Origin of the sequence: Pseudomonas sp. I3-I5, assembly GCF_022699445.1 — a bacterium.
Lineage (GTDB): Bacteria > Pseudomonadota > Gammaproteobacteria > Pseudomonadales > Pseudomonadaceae > Aquipseudomonas > Aquipseudomonas fulva.
On sequence record NZ_CP093940.1, the window covers coordinates 4,681,074 to 4,702,883 of the forward strand.

Consider the following 21,810-nt stretch of genomic DNA (forward strand, 5'->3'; position numbering starts at 1 on the left):
ATGAGCGAAAATCAGACGTACGACTCCTCCAGCATCAAGGTGCTAAAAGGTTTGGATGCCGTGCGCAAGCGTCCCGGCATGTACATTGGCGACACCGATGATGGTAGCGGCCTGCACCACATGGTCTTCGAGGTGGTCGACAACTCCATCGACGAAGCCCTGGCCGGTCACTGCGACGACATCACAGTAATTATTCACCCTGATGAATCCATCAGCGTGCGTGACAACGGCCGTGGCATTCCGGTCGACGTGCATAAAGAAGAAGGCGTTTCGGCAGCAGAAGTCATCATGACTGTGCTGCACGCAGGCGGTAAGTTCGATGACAACTCCTACAAGGTATCCGGTGGATTGCACGGGGTAGGCGTTTCGGTCGTCAACGCGTTGTCCGAGCAACTGATACTGACGGTGCGTCGCAGCGGCAAGATCTGGGAACAGACGTACGTACACGGTGTGCCTCAGGCGCCGATGGCCATCGTCGGTGAAAGTGAGACGACCGGTACTCACATTCACTTCAAGCCATCCGCAGAGACATTCAAGAATATTCACTTCAGCTGGGACATCCTGGCCAAGCGTATTCGTGAGCTGTCTTTCCTGAACTCGGGCGTCGGCATTCTGCTGAAAGACGAGCGCAGTGGTAAGGAAGAGTTCTTCAAGTACGAAGGCGGTCTGCGGGCATTCGTCGAATACCTGAATACCAACAAGACGCCGGTGAACGCCCAGGTGTTCCACTTCAGCGTACAGCGCGAAGACGGTGTGGGTGTAGAAGTTGCTCTCCAGTGGAACGACAGCTTCAACGAGAACCTGCTGTGCTTTACCAACAACATCCCGCAACGCGATGGCGGTACGCACCTGGTGGGTTTCCGTTCGTCTTTGACGCGCAGCCTGAACAGCTACATCGAGCAGGAAGGCCTGGCTAAGAAGAACAAGGTTTCCACCACTGGGGACGACGCACGCGAAGGCCTGACTGCGATCATTTCGGTCAAGGTGCCCGACCCCAAGTTCAGCTCGCAGACTAAAGACAAGCTGGTATCGTCGGAAGTAAAAACCGCTGTCGAGCAGGAGATGAACAAGTACTTCTCTGACTTCCTGCTGGAGAACCCGAACGAAGCCAAGGCTGTCGTCGGCAAGATGATCGATGCTGCGCGCGCCCGTGAAGCTGCACGCAAAGCGCGTGAGATGACTCGCCGTAAAGGCGCACTTGATATTGCGGGCTTGCCAGGCAAGCTGGCTGACTGCCAGGAGAAGGACCCTGCCCTGTCTGAACTCTACCTGGTGGAGGGTGACTCTGCAGGCGGCTCTGCGAAACAGGGGCGTAACCGTCGGACCCAGGCCATCTTGCCACTCAAAGGCAAGATCCTGAACGTAGAGAAAGCTCGGTTCGACAAGATGATTTCGTCCCAGGAAGTCGGGACTTTGATCACCGCGCTGGGCTGCGGCATTGGCCGGGAAGAGTACAACATCGAAAAGCTGCGGTATCACAACATCATCATCATGACCGATGCTGACGTTGACGGTTCGCACATTCGTACGTTGCTGCTGACCTTCTTCTTCCGTCAGTTGCCAGAGCTGGTCGAGCGCGGCTACATCTACATTGCTCAGCCACCGTTGTACAAGGTCAAGCGCGGCAAGCAAGAGCAGTACATCAAGGACGATGAGGCCATGGAAGAGTACATGACCCAATCGGCCCTGGAAGACGCCAGCCTGCACCTGGACGAATCCGCGCCGCCGGTATCCGGCGTGCAACTGGAAGCCCTGGTCAACGAGTTCCGCGGTGTGATGAAGACCCTCAAGCGTCTGTCGCGCCTGTACCCGCAGGAGCTCACCGAGCATTTCATCTACCTGCCTGAAGTCACTCTCGAGCAGCTGGGTGATCATGCGGTGATGGAAGCCTGGAAGAACCAGTTGCATGAGCGCCTGAATTCGACCCAGAAATCGGGCCTGGTCTACAAGGCCAGCCTGCGTGAAGACAAGGAACGTAATGTGTGGCTGCCTGAGGTGGAAATCACCTCCCACGGGCTTGCCAGCTACATCACGTTCAACCGTGACTTCTTCGGCAGCAACGACTACCGCACCGTGGTCAACGTGGGTGCCAAGCTTTCCAGCCTGTTGGGTGAAGGCGCTTATGTGCAACGTGGTGAGCGTCGCAAGGCCATCGTCGAGTTCAAGGAAGGCTTGGACTGGTTGATGAACGAGACCACCAAGCGCCATACCATCCAGCGCTATAAAGGGCTGGGTGAGATGAACCCGGATCAGTTGTGGGAAACCACCATGGACCCAACTGTGCGCCGTATGCTGAAGGTCACCATCGAAGATGCAATCGCGGCTGACCAGATCTTCAACACCCTGATGGGTGACGCCGTTGAACCGCGCCGTGACTTTATCGAAAGCAATGCATTGTCGGTGTCCAACCTGGACTTCTGATCAGCCTTGACCGTTGCACGACCGGGCAGCTTCGAAATTCGAGCCTAACCGGTCATCATCAAGCCCGCGCTAGCGGGCTTTTTCATTTCCAATCTCCGGGTAGGCACGCTCACCCCGCGTTAGCTCAAGGGTGTAATTCAGAACGGACCTGCAGTGGGTCCTACGCCTCGACCTTGAGTGCTTCAAGTTTTGAAAGCAGCCAATCGCTGACATGATTCTGCAAGGGCGAAGTGCGACGAGGGTGAGCAGTGGCCCAGATCGAGCTTGTGCGTAGGGGATCAATGGTCCTCGGCAATGCCCGCCGCTTTCAAACGCCGATACAAGGTACGTTCGCTGATACCCAAGTGCTTGGCCAGCTCACTGCGCGACCCCCTGAACTGACTAAGCACCTGTAGGAGATCTGCTGGCCGACTTCCGTGGGCGCGCACTTGGGCAGGGAGCGACACCACGTCTTCGGGCAAGTGTTCTGGCTGAATGACGCCTTCATCGGCAAACAGCCGTGCCCGCTCCAGGATGTTGCGTAGCTCGCGGATGTTCCCCGGAAACGGATACGTCATCAGTCGATCGAGAGCAGCATTACCGAGTGTGGGCGCGCTGGGCCCTGCGATTCTTTTCAGCAGGCTTTGGACCAGCAGAGGCAAATCCTCGATACGCTCGCGCAGTGCAGGCATCCGGATAGGGAACCCACTGATCCGGTAGTACAGGTCCTCCCTGAACGTGCCGTCGGCCACCATCTGCCTCAAGGGTTTATGGGTTGCCGACACCAGGCGGAAATCCGAATGCACGGTACGCAGGCTGCCAACAGGCCGGAAGCTGCCGGTTTCGATCAAGCGCAGCAGCTTGACCTGCATGGCCAAGGGCACTTCACCGATCTCGTCCAGGAACAGCGTGCCGCCGTGGGCAGCTTCTGCCAGGCCGGTCTTGCGCTGGTGAGCACCGGTGAATGCACCCTTCTCGTAACCGAACAGTTCGCTCTCGAAAAGCGCCTCCGTCAGGCTGGTGCAATCGACCACGACCAAGGGGCCATCGGCCTTGGGGCTGCCCATGTGCAACGCCCGCGCGAACAGTTCCTTGCCCGTGCCGGACTCACCCTGGAGCAGGACAGGGATGTCAGCCGGCGCCGCACGTTGCAAGCTGGCCAATGCCGCCGTGAATGCAGGTGCCTGGCCAACGAGCCCTTGCTCTTGCGGCTGGGCAGATGCGATGACGATACGGGTGAGCCGTTCGACGAAAGCAATCACCCTGCCCTGCTCATCCAGGATCGGCCGAAGTTCGACATCCACATGTTCCGGTCCGCGAGGGGTGTGATGCACATGCAGCACGCGCTCGGGCACCTTGCTGGACCAGGCCTTGCGCATCGGGCAGTCCTCGCCGGCCTGGTCGCAGGGAACGTGGTAATGGTGTGAGACCTTGTGACATTTCTGCCCAAGCGGCGCCTGCTGGTCCTGACCGAACTGACGTCGATAAGCGGCGTTGGCGGCCAGAATGTTGTAGTCGGTGTCCAGTACGATGGCGGGCAGGACGTCGTGCTCCAGAAAAGACACCAAGGCAAGCACTGAGGGGTGAGGTTCGGACATGACGGCACCAGTCGGATAACGTGTTCGAGGGTAGCAAGGACTGCCAGCCGCTGCCATCGACTGACACCGCACTGCCACTCTTCACTGCCAACGAAGCGGCCATCTGCCCATGACCCGCCAATCCAGGGCCCCAGGCAGGCATCTGTGCGGTGGCATGTATCTTGATGGGGGGTAGATGTGGCGCCCCTGAAACCGGGCAGCAAACGGGGCTAGCCGAATGGGAGACTTGAATGATCATTGGCAAAAACCTTCACGTGGAAGCGTTCTTCGACAGCGCCACCTCAACCATCAGCTATCTGGTCATGGATGGCGAAACGCGCGCTTGCGCCTTGATCGACAGCGTTCTGGATTACGACCCGAAGGCCGGGCGCGTGACGACGTCCTCTGCGGACTGCCTGATCGAACGTGTGAAAGCGCTTGGTGCTCAGGTGCAATGGATACTGGAAACCCATGTGCATGCAGATCACCTGTCCGCTGCTGCCTATCTCAAAGACACGCTGGGGGGGCGCATTGCAATTGGAGCTTGCATCACCCAGGTCCAGAAAGTTTTCGGTAGCTTGTTCAACGCTGAACCTGGCTTCGCCCGTGATGGTAGCCAGTTCGCCGTGCTGTTCGACGATGAAGAAATTTTCCACATAGGCAATCTGCAGGCTAAAGCCCTGCATACCCCTGGGCATACGCCTGCCTGCATGAGCTATCTCATCGAGCATGAAGGCCAGGCGGCAGTCTTCGTCGGCGACACGTTGTTCATGCCGGACTACGGGACTGCGCGATGCGACTTCCCTGGTGCCGATGCCCGGACCCTGTACCGCTCGATTCATCGCCTCCTGGCGCTAGGGGATGGCACCCGGCTGTTCATGTGTCACGACTACCTGCCCGAAGGGCGCGAGCTGCGCTACATGACCACCGTGGCCGAGCAGCGCACTCAGAACATTCACATCCATGAAGGTATCGACGAAGACAGCTTCGTGGCCATGCGCGAAGCGCGTGATCGAACGTTGGACATGCCTGTCCTGATCCTGCCCGCCGTCCAGGTGAACATGCGCAGTGGCCAGTTCCCAGCCCCTGAGGCCAATGGGGTGCGCTACCTGAAGATTCCCCTCAATACGTTGTAGTCAGGCACATCCCATAATCAGACAGTCAGGATCGACCATGCCCGCCGTGCCCTCCTCCGTTCCAGCGTTTCATCACCAAGTCATCATCATAGGCGCCGGTGCTGCCGGCATTGCTACGGCGTCCAGCCTCCTCCAGCGCGACCCCTCGCTGGACATCGCCCTGATAGACCCCGCCGAGGTTCATTACTACCAACCCGGCTGGACCATGGTCGGTGCCGGGGTCTTCGATGCCCCGAGCACGGCTCGGCCGATGTCGTCGGTCATCCCCCGCGCGGTGCGCTGGATCAAGTCACAGGTGCAAGGGTTCGATGCACAGTGTCGCAAGGTCCTGCTGGCAGATGGCAGGGCCTTTACCTTTGAACAGCTGGTAGTCTGCCCTGGGCTGAAGCTGGATTGGGCGGCCATCGAGGGGCTGGCGGACACCCTGGGCGAGAATGGCGTCACGTCCAATTACCGCTACGACCTAGCGCCCTATACCTGGGAGCTGGTGCAGGGCCTCAAGCAAGGCCGCGCCGTGTTCTGCCAGCCGCCCATGCCCATCAAATGCGCTGGCGCCCCGCAAAAAGCGCTGTACCTGTCCTGCGACCACTGGCTGCGCCAGGGCCGGCTGGGCGCCGTGCAAGCCAGCTTTTTCAATGCCGGCAATGCCTTGTTCGGGGTGCCCGCCTACGTGCCCGCCTTGATGGCTTACATCGACAAGTACTCGGTAGACCTCAACTTCGGCCATCGGCTGATCGCCGTGGATGGACCAAAGCAGCAGGCTGTGTTCGCCCATACGCTTGCGGATGGCACCCAGCATGTTCGCACCGAGCCGTTCGACATGCTGCATGTGGTACCGCCACAGGTCGCCCCCGACTTCATTCGCCACAGCTGCCTCGCCGATGGCGCTGGTTGGGTGGACGTGGACCCCTCTACCCTGCGCCATCGTGTCTTCGCCCATGTGCACGCGCTTGGGGACGTGATCAATGCCAGCAACGCGAAGACGGCTGCCGCTGCACGCAAACAAGCGCCGGTGGTGGCAAACAATGTATTGGTGGCACTGGGTCGACGCACGGGCCTGGCGCACTATGATGGCTACGGCTCCTGTCCGCTGACCGTCGAGCGCGGCAAGATCGTGCTGGCCGAATTTGGCTATGGTGGCGCGCTCAAGCCGAGCTTCCCTCAGTGGCTCCTCGACGGCCGCAAACCCACCCGCTTGGCCTGGCTGCTCAAAGCTCGTCTGCTGCCGCCCTTGTATTGGCAAGGCATGCTCAAGGGCCGTGAGTGGCTGGCCAAGCCGGTTGCAAGAACGACCGAGGCAGCCCAGTGATCGATCAGACGTGGCTCAGCACAGGGCTGGGCACGATCATCGGCGCGGTCTTGGCGCTGACAGGTGCCGGCGGTGGCATCCTTGCGGTTCCGTTGCTGGTGTTTGGCCTGGGGCTTTCGATGGCGCAGGCTGCCCCGATCGGTTTGCTGGCTGTGGGGCTGTCGGCGGCGGTAGGTGCCGGCTTGGGCTTGCGCCAGGGCGTGGTGCGCTACCGTGCGGCCCTGTTCATCGCTGCGGTGGGTATCGTGTTTACGCCGCTGGGGCTGATGCTTGCGCATCGTTTGCCCAACGCACCGCTTCAGCTGATGTTTGCAGGCATCCTGATCTACGCGTGCGTGCGCACCTGGTTGAAGGCCCGTCAGCAATTGAGCGGCGCAAACGCAGGTGCACATCGCTTCATCGAGCCCTGTGTACTCAACCCCCTGCAGGGTCGCTTACGCTGGACGCTTCCGTGCGCGCGGGCGCTCGCCGGCACCGGGGCGTTGTCGGGGCTACTGTCAGGCCTGCTGGGCGTGGGCGGCGGCTTCGTCATCGTCCCTGCCCTGCGGCGCTACACCAACTTGCGTATGGGCAGTATCGTCTCTACCTCCCTGGCAGTCATCGCGCTGGTTGCCTTGGGCAGTGTTGCCACCGCCACCTTTGCAGGGAGCATGCGCTGGCAGGTGGGTGCGCCGTTTGCGCTGGGTGCGGTACTGGGCTTGCTGGTGGCCCGACCACTGGCGGCAAGGCTGGAGGGCCCGCGGCTGCAACAACTGTTCGCCATCGCAGGCTGGGCCGCGGCGGCATTGCTGATCAGCAAAGCGCTAGGGCGCTAGCAGCGCATCCTGCTCGGCAGCACACAGGTTCAGCAGGTAATCCCATACCACGCGCAGGCGTACGGATTTATGCAGTTCGCGCCGCGTGCAGATCCAGTAACTGCGCTGGATGGTTTCCCCTGGCAGCACCCGCACCAGCGTCGGGTCGTGCCGCGCCATGTAGTTGGGTAGCACGGCGATACCCAGCCCTGCACGCGCCGCCGCTTGTTGGGCTATTACGCTGGTACTGCGAAACACCACATTCGGCGATCGGCAGAAGCTGTTGAGAAACAGCAGCTCCTGACTGAACAGCAAGTCGTCCACGTAGCCAATCCAACTGTGGCGCGCCAGGTCTTCGCGGTTGCGCAGGGGCGCGGCACGCTCCAAGTACGCTGCGCTGGCATAGAGGGCCAGCCGGTAGTCGGTGAGCTTGCGGGTGATCAGCAAGTCTGCACTTGGCCTTTCCAGGTGAATGCTGATTTCCGCTTCACGGTTGAGGATGCTGACAAAACGCGGCACCGCAACCAACTCCACTTCCAGGCCGGGGTAGCGCTCGAACAACTCATTCATCCGTGGCGTGAAGAACATGATGCCGATCCCCTCGGTCACGCCGAGGCGGATCTTGCCAAGCGGCGTGATGGCTTGGGTGATTTCCTCCTGCGCCAGCAAGGCGGTGTTCTCCATGGCTTCGGCATGTTTGAGCAGCGCCTGTCCGGAAGGCGTCAGCTCATACCCTTGGGCATGCTGGACGAACAACGCAGTGCCCAGGCTCTGCTCGATACGCTCGATGTGGCGCGCAACGGTGCTGTGGGTCGTCTCCAGACGCTTGGCAGCCGTCAACAAGCGCCCGCTGCGCTGCAGCTCCAGGAAAAACCGCAAATCATTCCAATCGAACATGCTGGTCCTTGCATATCTGTATCGAACACCCCGGTAAGAGGCGCCGACGCTCCGAGAGGCATCGCTGTGCTTAAACGCACAACGGGTGCGCGAAATCGCGTGTTTCTTCCGCGAAATTACTCACTAAGCTGGTTGGGGACAAGAACAAAAACAGGCCCTGAGGTCCTCTATGTCATCAGTCGATTCTGCCTACGACTATGTGATCGTGGGCGCCGGCCCCGCTGGCTGCTTGCTGGCGAACCGGTTGTCTGCCGACCCGTCATGCCGGGTACTGCTGCTCGAAGCCGGTGGGCGGGACAACTATCCCTGGATACACGTGCCGGTGGGCTACCTGTACTGCATTGGTAACCCCCGCACGGACTGGTGCTTCAAGACCGAGGCGCAGCCTGGGCTGCAAGGTCGGTCGTTGGGCTACCCCCGTGGCAAGGTCCTGGGCGGGTGCTCCTCCATCAACGGCATGATCTACATGCGTGGCCAGGCAGCTGACTACGATCACTGGGCTAGCCTAGGCAACCGAGGCTGGGCCTGGAAAGACGTGTTGCCGCTGTTCAAGCAAAGCGAAAGCCACCATGGCGGTGCCAGCGAATACCATGGTGCCAGCGGTGAATGGCGTGTAGAGCGCCAGCGCTACAGCTGGCCGATCCTCGATGCCTTCCGCGATGCAGCCGAGCAGGCGGGTGTTGCCAAAATCGATGACTTCAACACCGGCGACAACGAAGGCTGTGGATATTTTCAGGTCAACCAGCGTAGCGGTGTTCGCTGGAACGCATCCAAAGCGTTTCTGCGCCCCATCAAGCACCGCGCCAACCTGACTGTTCTGACCGATGTGCAGGTGGATCAAGTGCTGCTAGGCAACACGCGCGCCCGCGCTGTCAAAACCCGTTGGCAGGGCCGCTGGCACGAGTTCTCGGCGCGACGAGAGATTGTGCTATGCGCAGGTGCAGTAGGCTCACCCGGCATCCTGCAACGCTCGGGCATCGGTCCGCAGCAGTTGCTGGAGGACTTGGGTATCGGGGTGCGCCATGCCATGCCGGGTGTAGGCAGCAATCTGCAGGATCACTTGCAGCTACGGCTGATCTACCAGATCGGCAACGCACGTACCCTCAACCAGATGGCCAATAGCCTGTGGGGCAAGATGGGCATGGGCCTGCGCTACCTGTACGATCGCAGCGGTCCGCTGGCCATGGCGCCAAGCCAGCTGGGCGCTTTCTTGCGTTCGAACCCCGACCAGGCCACTGCGAACTTGCAGTACCACGTGCAGCCTCTGTCCCTGGACCGTTTTGGCGAGCCGTTGCATCCGTTTCCAGCCTTCACGGCTTCTGTATGCAACTTGCGGCCATTGAGCCGCGGGCGTATCGATATTCGCAGTGCAGACATGCACAGCGCGCCGCTCATCGACCCTAACTACCTCAGCGACCCCCAGGACCTGCGTGTCGCCGCCGACGCTATCCGTCTCACCCGGCGCATCGTGCAGGCCCCTGCCCTGGCAGCCTTTGCGCCCAAAGAATATCTGCCTGGACCTGCCCTACAAACTGAAGAACAGCTGCACGAAGCGGCGGCCAAGATAGGCACGACGATTTTCCATCCCGTAGGGACATGCCGCATGGGCAATGGCCCCATGGATGTTGTCGATGACCAGCTTCGTGTCCATGGCATCCCCGGCCTTCGTGTGGCAGACGCATCGATCATGCCCCAGATAACGTCGGGCAATACCTGTTCACCTACCCTGATGATCGCTGAAAAGGCGGCGCAGCTTATTTTGAAAGGAGCAGCCACAACGACCTTCCTCAACCAGGATGCACTACCAACACCCTGAATGGGTGTGCAATACGGCAGCGCGTAGTCGAACGCTGTCGGCAGTGGAACAACAAGAATAATCACTGTGGCCTGCGGGCCGAGGACAGCAACGATGTCGGATTACATCCAAGAGCAGGATGCGGCCGCCAGCCGCCCCAGTCGTCGTGAAGAGCGCAAGATCATTTTCGCGTCATCGCTCGGTACGGTGTTCGAGTGGTACGACTTTTTCCTCTACGGCGCCCTGGCTGCCGTCATCAGCAAGCAGTTCTTCGCGGGCGTCAACGACACCACCGCGTTCATCTTCGCACTGATGGCGTTTGCCGCCGGCTTCCTGGTGCGACCGTTTGGCGCCCTGGTATTCGGCCGCTTGGGGGACATGATCGGGCGCAAGTACACCTTTCTCATCACCATCGTGCTGATGGGGCTGTCCACGTTCGCCGTTGGCCTTCTGCCCACCTATGCCAGCATTGGCATCGCGGCGCCGATCATCCTGGTCGTGTTGCGCATGCTGCAAGGCCTGGCGCTGGGCGGTGAGTACGGCGGTGCAGCCACCTACGTGGCCGAACATGCGCCACCTGGCAAGCGGGGCTTCCATACTGGGTTCATCCAGTCCACCGCCACCTTGGGACTGTTGCTGTCATTGCTGGTGGTACTGGGCAGCCGTTATGTAAGTGGCGATCAGTTCGAAACCTGGGGCTGGCGCCTGCCGTTTCTGCTGTCCATCGTGCTGCTGGGGATCTCGACCTGGATTCGAATGAGCATGCACGAGTCCCCGGCCTTCGTGAAAATGAAGGCACAGGGCAAGATCAGCAAATCGCCGATTCGTGAGTCGTTTACGTCCTGGCCCAACCTGAAGGTCGTGCTCACTGCGCTGTTCAGTATCAATGCGGGCCAGGCTGTCACCTTCTATACGGCACAGTTCTACGTGCTGTTCTTCATGACCCAGATGTTGAAGATGGACCCGGCCCAGGCCAACACCTTGCTGATCATCAGCGTCGTGATCGGCGCGCCGTTTTTCGTGTTCTTTGGCTGGCTGTCCGATCGGATCGGGCGCAAACCGATATTGATGCTGGGCCTGCTGTTGGCCACGGTGCTCTACTTCCCGTTGTTCAAGGCCCTTAGCTTCTACGCCAACCCGCAGATCGACACCGCCAGCCGCCAGGCCCCCATCGTCGTGACCGCTGACCCGAAAGGCTGCACTTTCCAGTTCGACCCTGTGGGCAAGGCGCGCTTTGATAGCCCCTGCGACAAAGTAAAGACCTTCCTGGTCAAGCAAGGCTTGCCCTATAGCTCGGTAAGCGTTGACGGCAGCGAAGTGGTCGTGAGCATCGGCGACAAGACCATCAATGGCTATGACGAGGCGGCCATGCGCGCGGCGGTCGAGCAGGCAGGGTACCCCGCCAAGGCTGACCCGGCCCAAGTCAACAGCGTGATGGTGGTGGTGTTGATCGTGGCCATGATCCTGATCGCCACGATGACCTACGGACCGCTGGCTGCCGTGATGGTCGAGCTGTTCCCTACGCGTATCCGGTACACCTCCATGTCCTTGCCGTATCACATCGGTAATGGCTGGTTCGGCGGTTTTCTGCCCACGGTATCGTTCGCCCTGGTGGTTTACACCGGCGATATCTTTTACGGGTTGTGGTACCCGGTACTGGTCACGGGCATCAGCCTGATAGTGGGCATCTTCTGTCTCAAAGAGACCAAGGACGTGGATATCGACAAGGTGTGATTCGCTGAACCACCCCCACAAAAAAACCGGCTCTAAAAGCCGGTTTTTTTATGCCGTGAAAAAACTTATGCACGTTTTTAGGAAAAATCAACAAAGAGTAAATATGTAGCTAATTCATAGGGTTAGCTTATTTTTGCAACAGCTAATCCATAATTTGCTCACATGTTATCCACAAGCCGCTCAGGCCTCGGCTTGCGTGCTTTCTTCGACCTGCGCAAGCGAGCCCAGGGCCCGTTGGGTGGCTTCGTTCCAGGCCTGGGCGCGGTCATTGAGCTCGGCAATGGCGCGAGGGCCTGTGCCGTTGGCGTACATGGGTTCGCCGATCACCACTTCGATGGTGCCAGCGTGCTTGCCCCACCCATTCTTCGGCCAGTACTTGCCGGCATTATGGGCAATGGGCAACACCGGGAGCCCAGCGTTTACCGCCAGCGCCGTCCCGCCCCGGGAGAACTTGCCCACCGTGCCAAAGGGTACGCGTGTGCCCTCCGGGAAGATCAGAACCCAGGTTTTCTGCTTGAGCAGTTCATCGCCTTTCTTGGCCACTTGGCGCAATGCTTCCTTGGGGTTGTCGCGGTCGATGGCAATGGGACGCAGCATGGCCATGGCCCAGCCGAAGAACGGCACATACAGCAGCTCACGCTTGAGCACCTGGCTGAGCGGAGAGAAATACTGAGACAGGAAAAATGTCTCCCAGGTGCTCTGGTGATTCGACAAAATCACACAGGGCTCGGCTGGCACGTTTTCAGCGCCGGTAATCTTGTAATCGATGCCTACGATGGCGCGTGCCAGGAAAATAGCGCAGCGGCACCAGTACACATTGATGAATTTGTAGCGCTTGGGAAACGACAGAAACGGCGCAATGAAGAAGCTCAGCGAGCACCAGAGCAGCGAACTGGTACCCAGCAGCAGGTAAAAAAGAAAGACTCTGATCGCCTGCAGGATCGACATAGTGGTTTGTACCATTGCGGGACCTGCCCGCTTTTAGAAAAGTGCGCCCACGGGCGCACCGTTTAGATAAGTGCCCTGGCGATGGCAGCCAGATCGTCATAAATCAGGGTTGAAGCCGGAACGCCCTTCTCAAGGGTACGTTCGCCTTTGCCTGTCTTTACCAGAACAGGTTGTGCATCGACGGCCAGCGCAGCCTGTAGGTCACTTTGGCTATCGCCCACGAACCAGATGCCCTCAAGGCTTGCCTGGTAGTGCTCGGCGATGGCTCGCAACAGGCCCGGCTTGGGCTTGCGGCAATCGCAGCCTTCATCGGGGCCATGCGGGCAATACACGATATGCCCCACCTCACCGCCCTGCTCGGCCACCAGCATGCGCAAGCGCGCATGCATGGCCTCAAGGGTCGCGAGCGGGTAATAGCCACGGGCGATACCGGACTGGTTGGTGGCCACGGCCACCGTCCAGCCCGCTTTGCTCAACTGCGCGATCGCCTCGATGGCGCCAGGGATGGGCACCCATTCATCCAGCGACTTGATGTAGGCGTCGGAGTCCTGGTTGATGACCCCGTCACGATCGAGAATCAGCAGTTTCAAGGCTTACCCCAGCAACGAAATGTCGGCCACGCCCAGGAACAGCCCACGCAGACGGCTGAGCAGGGCATATCGGTTGGCACGTACCTTGGCGTCCTCGGCATTGACCATCACAGCCTCGAAGAAGGCATCGACCGGATCACGCAGGGCGGCAAGGCGCGCCAGCGACTCGCTGTACTGACGTGCAGCAGCCATCGGTTGCACAGCCTGATCGGCTTGCTGGATGGCCGAGTACAGCGAGAACTCGTTGGCATTGTCGAAGTACTTGGGCTCGACCTGTTCGGCGATGGCGCCTTCTGCCTTGCTCAACAGGTTCGACACGCGCTTGTTGACGGCGGCCAGTGCCTCGGCTTCGGGCAGCTTGCGGAAGGCCTGGACCGCCTGGACGCGCTGATCGAAGTCCAGTGCGGAACCTGGCTGAAGCGCGCGAACCGAGAGGTAAGTGGCGACGTCGATGCCTTCGTCTTCGTAACGGGCACGCAGCCTGTCGAAGATGAACTCCAGCACCTGGTCAGCCAACCCGGCAGCCTTGACCTTGGCCCCGTACTGCTTGACCGCGAACTGCACGGCACCGGTCAGGTCCAGGTCCAGCTGCTTCTCGATCAGGATGCGCAGCACGCCCAGTGCGGCGCGGCGCAGGGCGTACGGGTCCTTGCTGCCGGTGGGCAGCATGCCGATGCCGAAGATGCCCACCAGGGTATCGAGCTTGTCGGCGATGGCGACGGCAGCACCGGTCAGGGTCTGGGGCAATTCGGCGCCTGCACCGCGCGGCATGTATTGCTCGTTCAGCGCCAGCGCCACATCCTGCGGTTCGTCGTCGTTGAGCGCGTAGTAGTAGCCAGCGACGCCTTGCATCTCTGGGAACTCACCGACCATTTCCGTAGCCAGGTCGCACTTGGACAGCAAGCCGGCACGCGCGGCTCGTTGCGCATCGCCGCCAATCAAGGGCGCAATGAACGCTGCCAGTTTCGATACCCGCTCGGCCTTGTCATAGACCGTACCCAGCTGGGCCTGGAACACCACGTTCTTCAAGCGCTCGTTGAAGGTTTCCAGCGGTTGCTTCTTGTCCTGCTTGAAGAAGAACTCGGCGTCGGTCAGGCGTGGACGCACGACCTTTTCGTTACCCTGCACGATCTGCTTGGGGTCGCGGCTCTCGACGTTGGCCACGGTGATGAAGCGCGGCAGCAACTTGCCTTCGCTGTCGAGCAGGCAGAAGTACTTCTGGTTGTCCTGCATGGTGGTGATCAAGGCTTCTTGCGGCACCTCCAGGAAACGCTCTTCGAACGAGCACACCAGCGGTACCGGCCACTCCACCAGCGCGGTCACTTCGTCCAGCAACGCGGGTGGCACGATGGCGGTGCCTTCCTGCTGCATGGCCAGCTCGGCGGTACGTTTGGCGATCAGGTCGCGACGCTCGCTGAAATCGGCCAGCACATAGGCCTTGCGCATGTCCTCGACATAGTTGGCCGGGGCGCTGATGGTGACGCTTTCCGGATGGTGGAAGCGGTGCCCGCGCGATTGGCGGCCGGCCTTCTGGGACAAGAGGGTGCAGTCGACCACCTGATCGCCCAGCAGCATCACCAGCCATTGGGTCGGACGCACGAACTCTTCACGGCTTGCCGCCCAGCGCATGCGTTTAGGGATAGGCAGGTCGTTGAGCGAGTCTTCGACGATGGTCGGCAGCAGGCCCGCGGTCGCTTTGCCGGGGATGTGCTGGGAGAAGCGCAGCTTGGGGCCGCTACGGTCGATGTCGGCCAGCTCCACACCGCACTTCTTGGCAAAGCCCAGTGCAGCCTGGGTCGGCTCGCCTTCTGCGTTGAAGGCCGCCTGCAGGGGCGGGCCGTCGATGTTGATGCTGCGGTCAGGCTGCTGCACATCGAGTTGGCGGATCAGCACGGCCAGGCGGCGCGGCGCGGCGTAGACCGATTTGCCGGTGTAGTTCAGGCCTGCAGCTTGCAGGCCTTTTTCGATGCCGGCCAGGAACGCGTCGCCCAGGGTCGCAAGGGCCTTGGGTGGCAGCTCTTCGGTGCCCAGTTCTACCAGGAAATCTTGAGCACTCATTGTGCAGCCTCCAGCTTAGCCAACACTTCGTCACGCAGTTCGGGGGTCGCCATCGGGAAGCCCATGCGCGCACGGGCCTGCAGGTAGCTTTGCGCCACGTCGCGGGCCAGGGTGCGCACCCGCAGGATGTAACGCTGGCGCTCGGTCACCGAGATGGCACGGCGGGCATCGAGCAGGTTGAACGTATGGGATGCCTTGAGGACCATTTCATAGGTCGGCAATGGCAGTTCCAGCTTGATCAGGCGGTTGGCTTCACTTTCGTAGAAGTCGAACAACTCGAACAGTTTCTCGACGTTGGCGTGCTCGAAGTTGTAGGTCGACTGCTCCACTTCGTTCTGGTGGAACACGTCGCCGTAGCTGACCTTGCCGAACGGACCATCGGCCCAGACCAGGTCGTAGACCGAGTCCACGCCCTGGATGTACATGGCCAGGCGCTCCAGACCATAGGTGATTTCACCGGTCACCGGGTAGCACTCGATACCACCGACCTGCTGGAAGTAGGTGAACTGAGTCACTTCCATGCCATTGAGCCAGATTTCCCAGCCCAGGCCCCAGGCCCCGAGGGTTGGCGATTCCCAGTTGTCTTCGACGAAGCGAATATCGTGCACCAGCGGGTCCAGACCGATGGCTTTCAGCGAGCCGAGGTACAGCTCCTGGAAGTTGGCCGGGTTGGGCTTGAGCACTACCTGGAATTGATAATAGTGCTGCAGGCGGTTGGGGTTTTCGCCGTACCGCCCGTCGGCAGGGCGACGGCTTGGCTGCACGTAGGCGGCGTTCCAGGTTTCTGGACCCACCGCGCGCAGGAAGGTGGCGGTGTGGAAAGTGCCGGCGCCTACTTCCATATCGTAGGGCTGAAGCACCACACAACCTTGCTCGGCCCAGTAGTTCTGCAGGGCGAGGATCAGGTCTTGGAAGGTACGCACGGCTGGCGTAGGCTGGCTCACGAAATTCACCTGTATCTGGGGATGCGGATGTAAAGAGCGGGAGTATAACCTGATTCGCCTCGCCCTCTACTCATTGGAGCCTTATGCCACGCTGCTTTTGGTGTACCGACGATCCGTTGTACCAGGCCTACCATGACCAGGAATGGGGAACGCCCCAGCGTGACCCGGCGTTGCTGTTCGAGATGCTTTTGCTCGAAGGGTTCCAGGCAGGCCTTTCCTGGATCACCGTGCTGCGCAAGCGCGAGCGCTATCGTGAAGTGCTGGAGGGTTTTGATCCTGCGAAACTCGCGGTGATGAGCGACGAGCGCATCGAGGCGTTAATGCAGGATGCCGGCATCATCCGCAATCGGCTCAAGCTTAAGGCTGCCAGGCGCAATGCCCAGGCCTGGCTGGCTGTGGATAACCCGGCCGAGTGGCTGTGGTCGTTCGTCGGTGGCGCCCCGAAGATCAACCATTTCAGCACCCGCAGCGAAGTCCCGGCGGTCACCGAACAAGCCCAAGCCATGAGCAAGGCGTTGCGCAAAGCCGGCTTCACCTTCGTCGGCCCGACCATCTGCTATGCCTTCATGCAGGCGACCGGCATGGTCATGGACCACACCACCGACTGTGATCGCTACGCCGACTTGTCCCACTGAAGGGTTACAATGCCCGTCTTGCTGAAATAAGGAACTCGCCTGTGGAAAAGTTCAAGGGCGCCCTGATGGTCGGGGTGCTGCGACTGTTCGCCAAGTTGCCTTGGGGTGCGGTGCAACGCGTCGGGGCCGGCATCGGCTGGCTGATGTGGAAAATACCCAATGGCTCGCGCAACGTGGTGCGCATCAACCTGGCCAAATGCTTCCCCGAGATGGACCCGGTTGCCCGTGAGCAACTGGTCGGCCAGGCCCTGCGGGACATCGGCAAATCCTTCGTCGAAAGCGCCTGCGCCTGGATCTGGCCTCCACACCGCTCGTTGGAGTTGGTCAAGGAAGTGCATGGGCTTGAAGTGCTGGAGCAGGCCCTGGCTTCTGGAAAGGGCGTTGTGGGCATCACCAGCCATTTGGGCAATTGGGAAGTGCTGAACCACTTCTACTGCAACCAGTGCAAGCCGATCATTTTCTACCGGCCCCCCAAACTCAAGGCGGTGGACGACCTGCTGCGCGAGCAGCGTGTGCAGATGGGCAACCGTGTGGCGCCTTCGACCAAGGAAGGCATCCTCAGCGTGATCAAGGAAGTTCGGCGCGGCGGCCAGGTCGGCATCCCGGCCGATCCCGAGCCGGCCGAATCTGCGGGTGTATTCGTTCCCTTCCTGGGCACTGAAGCGCTGACCAGCAAGTTCGTGCCGAACATGCTCGCCGGCGGCAAGGCAGTCGGGGTTTTCCTGCATGCCCTGCGCCTGCCTGACGGGTCAGGCTTCAAGGTGTTTCTGGAAGCCGCGCCGGAGGCGATGTACAGCACCGACGTGAACGAGTCGGCGGCCGCGATGAGCAAGGTGGTCGAGCGCTATGTGCGCGAGTATCCCAGCCAGTACATGTGGAGCATGAAGCGCTTCAAGAAGCGTCCGGCGGGTGAGGCGCGCTGGTATTGAGGCGCGCATCGCCGGCAGCGGCTGTCTGGCAGCCGACGTGTCGGCGACAGCGCACTCAGCGTTTGTCGAGTTTCTTGAGAAACACCGTCATTTCTTTCTCGGCCTGCTTGTCGCCATGGGCCTGCGCCGCCGCGATGCCATCTTCCCAGGCCTTGCGCGCCGCTGGCAGGTCCCCCAGTAACTGGTAGGCCTTGCCCAACAGCTTCCAGGCTGCCGAATAGGTGGGGTCCTGCTCGACACAGCGAGCCAGGTGCACGGCAGCCTGGGCACCATCGCCTTCGTCGAGCCACGCCTTGCCCAGGCCAAAGCGCAACAACGGGTTATCCACACCCTTGGCCAGCATCTTTTCCAACGATTGGCGCATGTCCCGCCTCCTAGAAGAAACTCAAGCCGACGTGGAACAGCTTCTCCACATCCCGAATGTGTTTCTTGTCCACAACGAACAGGATCACATGGTCACCTGATTCGATGACTGTCGTGTCGTGCGCGATCAGCACACTGTCGTGGCGAATGATGGCACCGATGGTCGTCCCCGGGGGCAGGGTAATGTCCTTGATCGCCTTGCCCACCACCTTGCTCGACTTCGCATCACCGTGGGCCACAGCCTCGATGGCTTCGGCTGCACCACGACGCAGCGAGTGCACGCTCACGATATCGCCACGGCGCACATGCGCCAGCAAGGTACCGATGGTGGCCAATTGCGGGCTGATGGCGATGTCGATTTCACCGCCCTGCACCAGGTCCACATAGGCCGGGTTGTTGATGATCGTCATGACCTTGCGCGCACCCAGGCGCTTGGCCAGCAGGGACGACATGATGTTGGCTTCGTCATCGTTGGTCAGGGCCAGGAAGATATCGGTGTCGGCGATGTTCTCTTCCAGCATCAGGTCTTTATCCGATGCGCTGCCCTGCAGCACCACGGTACTGTCCAGCGTATCGGACAGGTACCGGCAGCGTGCCGGGTTCATCTCGATGATCTTCACCTGGTAGCGGCTTTCGATGGCTTCGGCCAGGCGCTCGCCTATCTGCCCGCCGCCTGCGATGACGACACGCTTGTTGGTTTCATCGATACGGCGCAGCTCGCCCATGACCGCCCGGATGTCCTTCTTGGCGGCGATGAAGAACACCTCGTCATCGGCCTCGATCACCGTATCACCGCGCGGTGTGATCGAACGGTCACGGCGGAAGATCGCCGCCACCCGGGTTTCCACATTGGGCATGTGCGCGCGTATCTGGCGCAGCTGCTGGCCGACCAGCGGGCCGCCGTAATAGGCCTTCACGGCCACTAGCTGCGCCTTGCCCTGGGCGAAGTCGATCACCTGCAACGAACCGGGCTGTTCGATCAGGCGCTTGATGTAGTGGGTGACGACCTGCTCCGGGCTGATCAGCACATCGACCGGAATGTGGTCGTTGTCGAACAGCTCTTCACGGGTCAGGTAGGCCGACTCGCGCACCCGGGCGATCTTGGTCGGTGTGTGAAACAGCGAGTAGGCCACCTGGCACGCGACCATGTTGGTCTCGTCGCTGTTGGTCACGGCAACCAGCATGTCGGCGTCCTCGGCGCCGGCCTGGCGCAACACCGTCGGCAGCGACCCGCGCCCCTGCACGGTGCGGATATCCAGGCGATCACCCAGGTCGCGCAGGCGGTCGCCATCGGTGTCGACCACGGTGATGTCGTTGGCCTCGCTGGCCAGGTGCTCTGCAAGCGTCCCGCCCACCTGGCCGGCGCCCAGGATGATGATCTTCATCCGCTACTCTCCAGTGTGCTCAACCGCGCGAGGCGGCAATCTTGATCAGCTTGGCATAGTAGAAACCGTCGTGGCCGCCTTCCTGAGCCAACAACTGGCGCCCATGCGCCTGGCGCAGGCCCGCTTCGGTGGCCAGGTCCAGCTCGCGTGCGCCTGGCGTGCGTGCCAGGAACGCGCCGATGACCTCGGTATTCTCGGTCGGGAGGCTGGAGCAGGTGGCGTACAGGAGCATGCCGCCCACCTCCAATGTCGGCCACAGGGCATCGAGCAACTCGCCTTGCAAGGCCGCCAGCGGCGCGATGTCTTCGGCCTGGCGGGTGAGCTTGATGTCTGGATGACGACGGATTACGCCAGTCGCCGAGCAAGGCGCGTCCAGCAGGATGCGCTGGAACGGTTTGCCGTCCCACCAGCTGGCCGTGTCGCGGGCATCGCAGGCGATCAGCTCGGCGTCGAGCTTCAGGCGGTCGAGGTTTTCCCGCACGCGTACCAGGCGCTTGGCTTCAAGGTCGATGGCCACCACGTGAGAGAGCCCGGCTTGGGCTTCAAGCACATGGCAGGTCTTGCCCCCAGGGGCGCAGCATGCGTCGAGCACGCGTTGACCGGGCGCCAGGTCCAGCAGGTCGGCGGCCAGTTGCGCGGCTTCGTCCTGGACGCTGATCCAGCCCTCGGCAAAGCCTGGCAGACCGCGTACGTCCCGCGGTTCGGCCAGCACGATACCGTCACGGCTGTACGCGCAGGCCAGGGCCTGGACGCCTGCATCGGCGAGCAGCTTCAGATAGCCGTCGCGGCTGTGGTGGCGGCGGTTGACGCGCAGGATCATCGGCGGGTGCGCATTGTTGGCGGCGCAGATGGCTTCCCACTGATCCGGCCAGAAGGCCTTGAGCGCCTTCTGCAGCCAGCGTGGGTGCGCCGTGCGCACCACAGGGTCGCGCTCCATGTCGGCCAGCATCGCTTCGCCGTCGCGCTGAGCACGGCGCAGCACGGCGTTCAGCAGCCCCTTGGCCCAGGGTTTTTTCAGCTTGTCGGCGCAGCCTACGGTTTCACCAATGGCGGCGTGAGCCGGGATGCGTGTATAGAACAACTGGTACAAGCCAATCAGCAACAATGCCTGCACGTCGGCATCGGCGGCCTTGAAGGGCTTTTGCAACAGCTGCGCTGCCAGCAGGTCCAGGCGCGGCTGCCAACGCGCGGTACCAAAGGCCAGGTCTTGGGTCAGCCCGCGGTCGCGGTCCTCGACCTTGTCCAGTTGCGCGGGCAGGGAGCTGTTCAGGGAGGCCTTGCCGCTGAGCACAGCGGCAAGGGCACGGGCGGCAGCCAGGCGTGGGTTCATTGGCCGAGCACCTTGCCTGGCGTGAATTTCTCTTTGCGGCTGTTGAACAGGTCAGCGAAGGCCAAGGCTTTACCGCCAGGCAACTGCAGGCGGGTCAGGCTGAGCGCCTGCTCGCCGCAAGCCACCACCAGGCCGTCTTTGCTGGCCGCCAGGATTTCACCGGGTGCGCCCTGCCCTGTGGCCAGGCACGCACCCAGCACCTTCACGGTTTTCCCGTCGAGCGTGCTGTGGCAAATCGGCCAGGGGTTGAATGCCCGGATCAGGCGCTCCAGCTGTTCAGCGGGCAGCGACCAGTCCAGACGCGCCTCGTCCTTGTTCAGCTTGTGCGCATAGGTGGCCAGGGCATCGTCCTGTACCTCGCCGTGCAAGGTGCCATCGGCCAGCCCGGCGATGGCCTGGATGACGGCCGGCGGTCCCATTTGCGCCAGGCGATCGTGCAGGCTGCCGCCGGTATCAATGGCGTTGATCGGGGTGACGACCTTGAGCAGCATGGGGCCGGTGTCCAGGCCCGCTTCCATGCGCATGACGGTTACGCCGCTTTCGGCATCGCCCGCCTGCACGGCCCGCTGAATCGGGGCCGCCCCGCGCCAGCGTGGCAGCAGGGACGCATGGCTGTTGATGCAGCCAAGGCGCGGGATGTCGAGCACCGCCTGGGGCAGGATCAGGCCGTAGGCAACCACGACCATCAGGTCGGGTTCCAATGCTGCTAATTGTGCCTGGGCCTCGGCATTGCGCAGGCTCGGCGGCTGCATCACCGGGATGTCATGGGTTACGGCCAGCGCCTTGACGGCGCTGGGCATCAGCTTTTGACCGCGGCCTGCCGGGCGATCGGGCTGCGTGTAGACGGCCACGACTTCGTAAGGGCTGTCGAGCAGGGCCTTGAGGTGTTCGGCGGCAAACTCGGGAGTGCCTGCAAAGACGATGCGCATGGTGTTCTCGCTGCAAAAAGAAAAAGGCTTGCCGGAGCAAGCCTTCTGGGAGGTGGG

The 21,810-nt window shown here is 61.3% G+C and carries 18 protein-coding genes; 8 read left to right on the forward strand and 10 right to left on the reverse strand.

Annotated elements, in window-relative coordinates; translation table 11 throughout:
- Entirely contained in the window at positions 1-2,421 is a 2,421-nt protein-coding gene (gene gyrB / locus MOP87_RS21050) for a DNA topoisomerase (ATP-hydrolyzing) subunit B (protein ID WP_027913303.1), read from the forward strand.
- Between the two features lie 278 nt (positions 2,422-2,699).
- On the opposite strand, the gene MOP87_RS21055 is transcribed toward gyrB, so the two are convergent.
- Positions 2,700-3,998 carry a sigma 54-interacting transcriptional regulator gene (locus tag MOP87_RS21055; RefSeq protein ID WP_088522806.1) on the reverse strand — a complete coding sequence of 433 codons (1,299 nt, stop codon included), beginning with the start codon at positions 3,996-3,998 and terminating at the stop codon, positions 2,700-2,702.
- Between the two features lie 230 nt (positions 3,999-4,228).
- On the opposite strand from MOP87_RS21055, the gene MOP87_RS21060 reads away from it, so the two are divergent.
- The 3 genes from MOP87_RS21060 to MOP87_RS21070 are packed head-to-tail and all read left to right on the forward strand — an operon-like array spanning position 4,229 to position 7,237.
- Positions 4,229-5,113 carry an MBL fold metallo-hydrolase gene (locus MOP87_RS21060; protein ID WP_242809958.1) on the forward strand — a complete coding sequence of 295 codons (885 nt, stop codon included), beginning with the start codon at positions 4,229-4,231 and terminating at the stop codon, positions 5,111-5,113.
- Between the two features lie 37 nt (positions 5,114-5,150).
- Entirely contained in the window at positions 5,151-6,422 is a 1,272-nt protein-coding gene (locus MOP87_RS21065) for an FAD/NAD(P)-binding oxidoreductase (RefSeq protein WP_128611056.1), read from the forward strand.
- Positions 6,419-7,237 carry a sulfite exporter TauE/SafE family protein gene (locus MOP87_RS21070; protein WP_242809959.1) on the forward strand — a complete coding sequence of 273 codons (819 nt, stop codon included), beginning with the start codon at positions 6,419-6,421 and terminating at the stop codon, positions 7,235-7,237. Before MOP87_RS21065 ends, MOP87_RS21070 begins: the two co-directional genes overlap by 4 nt.
- Here the strand turns inward: MOP87_RS21070 and MOP87_RS21075 are convergent.
- On the reverse strand, positions 7,226-8,113 hold the full coding sequence (locus tag MOP87_RS21075; protein ID WP_027913298.1) for a LysR family transcriptional regulator: 888 nt from the start codon (positions 8,111-8,113) through the stop codon (positions 7,226-7,228). The genes MOP87_RS21070 and MOP87_RS21075 overlap by 12 nt on opposite strands.
- A 169-nt stretch (positions 8,114-8,282) precedes the next feature.
- On the opposite strand from MOP87_RS21075, the gene MOP87_RS21080 reads away from it, so the two are divergent.
- On the forward strand, positions 8,283-9,929 hold the full coding sequence (locus MOP87_RS21080; protein WP_242809960.1) for a GMC family oxidoreductase N-terminal domain-containing protein: 1,647 nt from the start codon (positions 8,283-8,285) through the stop codon (positions 9,927-9,929).
- A gap of 93 nt (positions 9,930-10,022) precedes the next feature.
- On the forward strand, positions 10,023-11,642 hold the full coding sequence (locus MOP87_RS21085) for an MFS transporter (protein ID WP_027913296.1): 1,620 nt from the start codon (positions 10,023-10,025) through the stop codon (positions 11,640-11,642).
- 180 nt (positions 11,643-11,822) lie between these two features.
- On the opposite strand, the gene MOP87_RS21090 is transcribed toward MOP87_RS21085, so the two are convergent.
- Genes MOP87_RS21090 through glyQ form a run of 4 tightly spaced genes read right to left on the reverse strand, consistent with a single transcriptional unit; the run spans position 11,823 to position 16,182 of the window.
- Positions 11,823-12,605: a lysophospholipid acyltransferase family protein gene (locus tag MOP87_RS21090; protein ID WP_049695258.1), complete on the reverse strand. Its 783-nt coding sequence runs from the start codon at positions 12,603-12,605 to the stop codon at positions 11,823-11,825.
- Positions 12,606-12,652: 47 nt separating this feature from the next.
- Entirely contained in the window at positions 12,653-13,180 is a 528-nt protein-coding gene (gmhB, locus tag MOP87_RS21095) for a D-glycero-beta-D-manno-heptose 1,7-bisphosphate 7-phosphatase (protein ID WP_027913294.1), read from the reverse strand.
- Positions 13,181-13,183: 3 nt separating this feature from the next.
- Entirely contained in the window at positions 13,184-15,238 is a 2,055-nt protein-coding gene (gene glyS, locus MOP87_RS21100) for a glycine--tRNA ligase subunit beta (RefSeq protein ID WP_028686817.1), read from the reverse strand.
- Complete coding sequence (gene glyQ / locus MOP87_RS21105; protein WP_023532379.1) at positions 15,235-16,182, reverse strand: glycine--tRNA ligase subunit alpha; 948 nt, start codon at positions 16,180-16,182, stop codon at positions 15,235-15,237. The genes glyS and glyQ overlap by 4 nt, the downstream gene beginning before the upstream one ends.
- Positions 16,183-16,265: 83 nt before the next feature.
- Here glyQ and MOP87_RS21110 point away from each other — a divergent pair, with 83 nt between their 5' ends.
- Both MOP87_RS21110 and MOP87_RS21115 read left to right on the forward strand, forming a co-directional pair.
- On the forward strand, positions 16,266-16,817 hold the full coding sequence (locus MOP87_RS21110) for a DNA-3-methyladenine glycosylase I (RefSeq protein WP_027913291.1): 552 nt from the start codon (positions 16,266-16,268) through the stop codon (positions 16,815-16,817).
- A 41-nt stretch (positions 16,818-16,858) separates the two neighbouring features.
- Positions 16,859-17,746, forward strand: a complete 888-nt coding sequence (locus MOP87_RS21115) for a lysophospholipid acyltransferase (protein WP_027913290.1) — start codon at positions 16,859-16,861, stop codon at positions 17,744-17,746.
- Between the two features lie 55 nt (positions 17,747-17,801).
- On the opposite strand, the gene MOP87_RS21120 is transcribed toward MOP87_RS21115, so the two are convergent.
- Genes MOP87_RS21120 through fmt form a run of 4 tightly spaced genes read right to left on the reverse strand, consistent with a single transcriptional unit; the run spans position 17,802 to position 21,753 of the window.
- Entirely contained in the window at positions 17,802-18,110 is a 309-nt protein-coding gene (locus tag MOP87_RS21120) for a tetratricopeptide repeat protein (protein WP_027913289.1), read from the reverse strand.
- Between the two features lie 10 nt (positions 18,111-18,120).
- On the reverse strand, positions 18,121-19,494 hold the full coding sequence (trkA, locus tag MOP87_RS21125) for a Trk system potassium transporter TrkA (RefSeq protein WP_242809961.1): 1,374 nt from the start codon (positions 19,492-19,494) through the stop codon (positions 18,121-18,123).
- 19 nt (positions 19,495-19,513) lie between these two features.
- The gene (gene rsmB / locus MOP87_RS21130) at positions 19,514-20,824 is read right to left on the reverse strand and encodes a 16S rRNA (cytosine(967)-C(5))-methyltransferase RsmB (RefSeq protein ID WP_242809962.1); all 1,311 of its coding nucleotides are present in this window, start codon (positions 20,822-20,824) and stop codon (positions 19,514-19,516) included.
- Complete coding sequence (gene fmt / locus MOP87_RS21135; protein ID WP_242809963.1) at positions 20,821-21,753, reverse strand: methionyl-tRNA formyltransferase; 933 nt, start codon at positions 21,751-21,753, stop codon at positions 20,821-20,823. Before fmt ends, rsmB begins: the two co-directional genes overlap by 4 nt.
- Positions 21,754-21,810: the final 57 nt, after the last annotated feature.